A 6,361-nucleotide genomic window follows, 5' to 3' on the forward strand; every position below is an offset into this window, starting at 1 on the left:
ACGCCCGCGCCACGGCGGGAAGATCGATGGTAGTCGTGGGCGCGGACGGACCCGGCACATCCGGCCGCCGAGGCGGTCCCGAGCACTGGAACACGGCGTTGATAGCGTCGCCGAGTGCCCCCGCCGTCGACCGCCTTCACGCTGCCCATCGGGCGGGTGCACGCGATCGTCGACCTGGCGCGCCGGCGCGGCTGGGACACCGGAGAACTGCTCGCCGAAGCCGGCATCGCGCCGCAACTGCTGAACCAGGGACGCGCCCGCGTCACCGTCGGGCAAGCCGTGCATCTGGTGCAGCAATTGTGGCGCAGCACCGACGACGAACTACTCGGATTGGGCCGTCACCCGATGCCGCGCGGCACCTTCCGGCTGGTGTGCTTCGCCCTGCTCGGTTCCCGCGATCTCGCCGGCGCACTACACCGGTTCCGGATGTTCCAGAAGGCCCTGCCGGGATTCCCGCCGCTCCAGCTCGACACCGACGCCCGCGAGACCCGAATCGCATTCGACCTCAGCGATATCCGCCATCCGCACGGCCTGATCATCGACACCATGCTGATGGTCGTCTACCGTTTCCTGGACTGGTCGGTGGGCGGCTCGCTGCGACTGCTGCGCGCCGAAGTCCCCTATCCGCCCAACGATCTCGACGACTACGACCTGATCTTCGGTGCGCCGGTCCGCTTTTCGGCACCGAACGCGGCCCTGGTCTTCGATGCCGACGTCCTCACCGCGCCCCTCGTGCGCGACGAGGACGATCTGCTGCGCTTCCTGCGCAACGCCCCCGAGGCCGTCATCGGCCGCGGCGACGATTCGGTGTCCACCGCGGCGCAGGTACGCCGCATCCTGGAACGCGGCGGACCACGGCACTGGCCCGGCGTCGAGCAGATCGCCGGCGAACTGGCCGTCAGCCCCGCCACACTGCGCCGCAAACTGAGCGACGAACACACCTCACCCAGCCGCATCCGCGAACAGATCCTGCGCGATGCCGCGATCGCGGCCCTCGTCCGCGGCGAGACGGTGACGGCGGTATCACGACGGCTCGGCTTCTCCGAACCCAGCGCCTTCTCCCGCGCGTTCCGGCGCTGGACCGGCAGCTCCCCCGGCTCCTATCGCGGCCCCGCCGCCGCACCCTGAGCGATCCGGTCACAAGATCGAGCGCTGCGGTCATTGGCCGGCGCGCAGCGCGCTCCTACCTTGGCGAACGAACACCGTATTCGACCAGAGGAGTTTCCCCGTGCCGGTGCATCGGTCCCCGTGGATGGACGAAGATCTCGACGCGCTCACCGATTTGGCGCGCCGCTTCTTCGAGAAGGAATGCGCACCGAACGAGGATCGCTGGGGCCGCCAGCACCACGTCGACCGCGAAATCTGGAATCGCGCAGGCGAACTGGGGCTGCTGTGCATCTCCATCCCCGAGGAGTACGGCGGTGGCGGCGGCACCTTCGCCCACGAAGCCGTGATCGCGATCGAGCAGACCCGGGCCATGGCGCCCAGCCTCGGCAACCCGGTGCACTCCACGATCGTCGCGCACTACATCAACGCCTACGGCACCGAGGAACAGAAGCAGGCGTGGCTGCCGAAGATGGCCTCCGGCGAAATCGTCGCCGCCATCGCCATGACCGAACCGGGCACCGGCTCCGACCTGCAAGGCATCCGCACCCGGGCCGTCGCCGACGGTGACCACTACGTCATCGACGGCGCCAAGACCTTCATCTCCAACGGCCTGCTCGCCGATCTGGTGATCGTCGCCGCCAAGACCTCCGAAGGCAAAGGCGCGGAATCGGTTTCGCTGATCGCCGTCGAAACCGACCGTGAGGGATTCCGCCGCGGCCGCAACCTGGAGAAGGTCGGCCAGCACGGCCAGGACACCTGCGAACTCTTCTTCGACGCCGTGCGCGTCCCGAAGACCAACCTCCTCGGCGCCACCGAAGGCACCGGCTTCATCCAGCTCATGCAGCAACTCCCCCAGGAACGCCTCATCCTGGCCGTCGCCGCCGCCGCGGCGATCGAGAAGACCGTCGAAATGACCGTCGCCTACACCAAGGAACGCCAGGCCTTCGGCAAACCCATCTTCAACTTCCAGAACACCCAGTTCACCCTCGCCGAATGCGACACCATCGCCTCGGTCGCGTGGGCCTTCCTCGACGACTGCGTCGCCAAACACCTCCGCGCCGAACTCGACATCCCCACCGCCGCCAAGGCGAAATGGTGGCTGACGGAACAGCAGTGCCGCGTCGCCGACGAATGCCTGCAGTTGTTCGGCGGGTACGGATACATGGCGGAATATCCGATTTCGCGGGTATTCACGGATGCGCGAATTCAGAAGATCTATGGGGGGACGAACGAGATCATGAAACTGATTATCGGGCGTAGTCTGTAGATTTCCTGGTGAGAGGCGGTTTTCGGGGTCAGGAAGCAGCTGCTGTCCCGTCTCTCACCGGAATCGCTGTCTAAATTTTCGGGTACCCCCCAGGGGGTTTCCGCCATTCGGTTGGAAGATGTCAACGATGACGGAGACCGTGTGGGAGTCGTGGTCGGGCCACAGATGCGTGTACACCTGCGGGGTGACGTTCGCGCTTGTGTGGCCTAACCGCGCCTGCACGGTCTTGACCGAGGCGCCTTTCGCGATCAGCGCGGAGGCGTAGAAGTGCCGCAAGTCGTGCCACGTGAACCCGCGCGGCACGCCCGCCTTGACACCATTTCGCGGAACCGTTGCCCCATCCCGTCGGCGGACCACGGCCGACCCGCCTTGGTATGGAACAGCAAGTCGCTTCTCCCACGATCAACGGTCGCGAGGAAGGCGCTGAGTTCACGATGAGCTTCCGCCGGCAGCGGTACGGTGCGCTCGGTGGCAGCCCAGCAGCGGACGCGCGCCGCAGCCCCTGTCCACGACGCCGGGAGTGCCTGATGGGTTTCGTCCGTCCTACCGGTAGAGACGGGTTATCGAAGGTCAGGAATTCATTGGATGTCCGAGGAAGCAAACCATTGCACGGCAAGCGGCCTGCACCGTAGCACCTGGGAGGCGTTGGGCGTGTACCCGAAAAGTGTTGCTGGACAATGCCGTCCAGCAACATTTCCTACATCGCCGAGCGCTGCGTGAGCCCCCTTCGAGTCGCGGGCCCCTACTGGAAGTGGGAACCGAATACGCCGGAAAGGGGCCGCTATCGCCGAACTGGCGGAGCTGTTCGAGGTGTCGCGCCCGACGGTGTACCGAGCCCTCGCCCGCGCCGGCATCACGGGCAGCCAGCGGATGCGCCATGACCGCCGCAACCACGTATTCTCTACCCCGGTCTGAACACCCCCATGGGAAGCGAGCACCACACCGTGTCGATCACTGCTGACAGAGCCGCCCTCACCGACCCCGCACGGCTGGCCGCGGTACGCCGTTACGAGATCCTCGACGCTCCAACCGACGGCCAGTTCGACACCATCGCGGCGACCGCAGCAGCGGTGTGCGGCACCCCGATCGCCACGGTCAGCATCGTCGACGCCGACCGGGTCTGGTTCGCTGCGGCCAAGGGACTGGATGGTGTGGCGCAGGTCGGCACGGAACCGGGACTGTGCGCGTCGGCGTTCTGCGCCGAGGGCCCGTACGTGGTCAACGACGCGGTCACGGACCCGCGCACCCTCGATCATCCGTTGGTACGTGGTGAGCTGGGGCTGCGGTTCTACGCCGCCGCCCCGATCGTCACCTCCGACGGGCACCACCTCGGCACCGTTACCGCAATCGACGCCATGCCTCGGGAGTTGAGCGAGGTGCAGAGGACCGTGCTCGGCTATCTCGCCGACCAGGTCGCGCAGCACCTGGAGCTGCGTCTGGCCACCATCAAGGCGGTACGCGCCGAACGCCAGTTGCGCGACGATGCCGAGCATCGCGCCGCTGCCGCCGCCGAGCTCGCCGCCCAGATGCGAGCCGCGGCTGCCGTACAGGCCACCACCCCGCACCCTGAGCACTGCCAGCTTGGCGGCACTGCCGGCTGCACCGCACCGGCCGAGCTGAAGGTCGCCGATTCCTGGGGCGACTCGGCCTGGGGCCGCACCCCCCACGTCGAAGAGGCCATCCTCAACGTCCGTTCGGTGTTCATCGCCAACGAGGAACTCGGTGGCCTGGCCGCCTACCTCAACCGCTGACCGTCAGCACGAACCAACCTCCCGGCCCGGGGGCGCCGTAGCATCGGCCGAATTTCGGGCGGATATGGCGTAGTTGCTGGTCAGTGAGTGCGAGAGGCGCCGGGGCCGGTGAGGCTGCCAAGTTCACGCATGGCCCGCGGGATGGTTTGAATGCCGCGGTGAGCTGGTTCGGCTGGGCGGCAACGGCTCTCATCGTGGCCGGCGCGATCGTGGCCGCGGCCGCGATCACCGTGTTGGTACGCGTGGCCCGTGTTTGACGCGTCCCCTAACTTCCAGCAACCGATTGACCTCTCGGCAGCCAAGCCAAGTACCAACCGAGCACCTCCGCAGCCCGAGCCGCTACGGCATATCGTTGCTTGTCAAGCCGTTGTCGTTGTCTTTCGCGCGATTACTACCTGAACCCCTGTAGAGACGGCATCGCCCCGGCTCGCAGACCAGATGGCGCGCATGCCATTTCATCCCAACAGAAGGCGATGTCATCGTCCAGAATGTCGTCGGAGTATTCGTTTCCGGCCATCATGGCCGCCAAGACCGAATATCCCAGTTCCCGCATCCGGGGTTCGAGGAATCGGGTCACCGCTGCCGACCGGACGGATGTGGCGGTGTTTTCGCGCACGCCACGACGTGCGTTGGCGATCTGTCGCGCGTAACCGTCCAGCAGCAGCGCGCAGCCCAGGCTCTCGCTGGGGCTCAGGCCCGCGCCGCTCAACACTTTCAGGATCGCCTCCGTCCAGCCCAGCAGATGCGGTGTCACCGGTGCCCCGCGGATCGGTAGATCGCAGAGCCACGGATGTATGTCGCATCGGTCGATCATCGCTCGTGTCCAGAGCCCTGCTGACCGTTTCGCGCAACCGATCCGGTGGCAGCCTTCGACGATCAGCACGACTTCCCGACACCCGAGCCGCCGAGGCCCTCATCGCATTTCGCCGTACACGGGCTCTGGCGTTGGCGGACCGGAGCACAGGTGCGGGATTCTTCTGCAGTGAGCCGGGTAGTGCGTCGGTAGGTCACCGCATCCGCCCGGGTGTATGCGGAGATCGAGAGCGCGCCGGTTCACATGGGCAGCCGGCGCGCTCGCCCACCCGAAACCGACATCCACCGTCCGCACGCGGCTGAATATCGTCGTACCGGGCAGAAGGCGCGTCTGCCGCGTGGCGTTCGGGCCGGCGGCGTCACCGGCCGGCCCGAACGCCACCAGTAGCCAAGTGGCCGACGATTGATCGACAGGATGCTGTCACCCTCAGGCTCAATCGCGTGTCCGGAGCGCCATCGCCACTGCCTCGTAGGCAGGTTCCTGCGGCGTCAGTGTGGTCGCAGTGTGGGGCCGCTGCGACCAGTCCCGGCACGTACTCCCGTGCTCTGGCTCGCGGTTCCGTCCGACAGAACCCGGTCCCCGATCCGCGCCATCAACGAATCCAGTTCGGCCACCAGCCGATCCAACATCACCCGACAGGTCTACCAGCAGCAATTCATGCGAGTGACGTTGCAGTATTAACGGCTGCGCCTACACACCCCCATACGGCATACAGCCACACACACCTGGGGTCATCGGCTTGCCGCCGAACTACGCCCCCACCGGCTACGGCTGGGCTGGTCGGACTTCGCTTGCCTTGCGGTACTTTCCGTGTCCGCCCTCGCCGAGGACCCATGTCACCGGCATGCCCGGCGTGATCAGTTCTTCGTCGCCCTTGTACTCCCAAGGTCGACGCCAGCGAGTACTACGCAGCCCGATGACGCGATCGATATCGCCGGCCTGGGCGCGGACGATTTCGAGCACGCAAGACTCCTGTAGCCGAAACCGAGAAGCACCCAGGCGGTCGATGCTTCTACTCGTCACGCTTCCCGGTGGTCACCCACCCGAGGCCAGTCGCACTACCACCGAGGCTCTCGGGCTTCCGATCGCGCCATGGTGTGGCGGCACACCGAATCGGCCCCCGGCCGGGCGTGAGATATGCCGTGGCACAACCTAATCGGCGTCTGTATCGAGCTGACCTGCACCGCGCTGCCGCTTACCCTCGAAGAGGACATCGAACCGCAGGGGGATGACCGCTATGCCGAGCCTTCGTGAGGAGTACGAGAACGCGCGGTCCCGGCTCAGACACCTGGATCGGCACGGCGGCGACCCCCGGTAGTTCCGATGCCAGGTTGTCCAGGGGAGCGAGCCGGCCCTGCAAGTGCGGTGCCCCCGCGCGCGATGTTCATTCGCCGGATTGCAGTAGGCCGGCGCAGACGGCGT

The 6,361-nt window shown here is 66.6% G+C and carries 6 protein-coding genes and 1 riboswitch; of the genes, 3 read left to right on the forward strand and 3 right to left on the reverse strand.

Annotated features, from left to right (window positions below; all coding sequences use genetic code 11):
* Positions 1–114 precede the first annotated feature (114 nt).
* Positions 115–1,128 (forward strand): AraC family transcriptional regulator, encoded by a 1,014-nt coding sequence (locus tag NMI01S_RS14525; protein WP_062997431.1) that lies wholly within the window; start codon positions 115–117, stop codon positions 1,126–1,128.
* A gap of 124 nt (positions 1,129–1,252) precedes the next feature.
* Positions 1,253–2,374, forward strand: a complete 1,122-nt coding sequence (locus NMI01S_RS14530; RefSeq protein ID WP_062997554.1) for an acyl-CoA dehydrogenase family protein — start codon at positions 1,253–1,255, stop codon at positions 2,372–2,374.
* Positions 2,375–2,428: 54 nt separating this feature from the next.
* On the opposite strand, the gene NMI01S_RS34130 is transcribed toward NMI01S_RS14530, so the two are convergent.
* On the reverse strand, positions 2,429–2,731 hold the full coding sequence (locus tag NMI01S_RS34130; RefSeq protein WP_084512959.1) for a tyrosine-type recombinase/integrase: 303 nt from the start codon (positions 2,729–2,731) through the stop codon (positions 2,429–2,431).
* Positions 2,732–3,318: 587 nt separating this feature from the next.
* Here NMI01S_RS34130 and NMI01S_RS14535 point away from each other — a divergent pair.
* Positions 3,319–4,125: a GAF domain-containing protein gene (locus NMI01S_RS14535; protein WP_245716865.1), complete on the forward strand. Its 807-nt coding sequence runs from the start codon at positions 3,319–3,321 to the stop codon at positions 4,123–4,125.
* Between the two features lie 391 nt (positions 4,126–4,516).
* Here the strand turns inward: NMI01S_RS14535 and NMI01S_RS14540 are convergent, their stop codons facing one another.
* Together NMI01S_RS14540 and NMI01S_RS14545 are read right to left on the reverse strand one after the other, a co-directional pair.
* On the reverse strand, positions 4,517–5,008 hold the full coding sequence (locus tag NMI01S_RS14540; protein ID WP_157126176.1) for a hypothetical protein: 492 nt from the start codon (positions 5,006–5,008) through the stop codon (positions 4,517–4,519).
* Between the two features lie 696 nt (positions 5,009–5,704).
* Complete coding sequence (locus NMI01S_RS14545; RefSeq protein WP_062997435.1) at positions 5,705–5,902, reverse strand: hypothetical protein; 198 nt, start codon at positions 5,900–5,902, stop codon at positions 5,705–5,707.
* 23 nt (positions 5,903–5,925) lie between these two features.
* A riboswitch (ZMP/ZTP riboswitch) is annotated at positions 5,926–6,006 on the reverse strand.
* Positions 6,007–6,361: the final 355 nt, after the last annotated feature.

Source organism: Nocardia mikamii NBRC 108933 (assembly GCF_001613505.1).
In the GTDB taxonomy this organism is placed as follows: domain Bacteria; phylum Actinomycetota; class Actinomycetes; order Mycobacteriales; family Mycobacteriaceae; genus Nocardia; species Nocardia mikamii.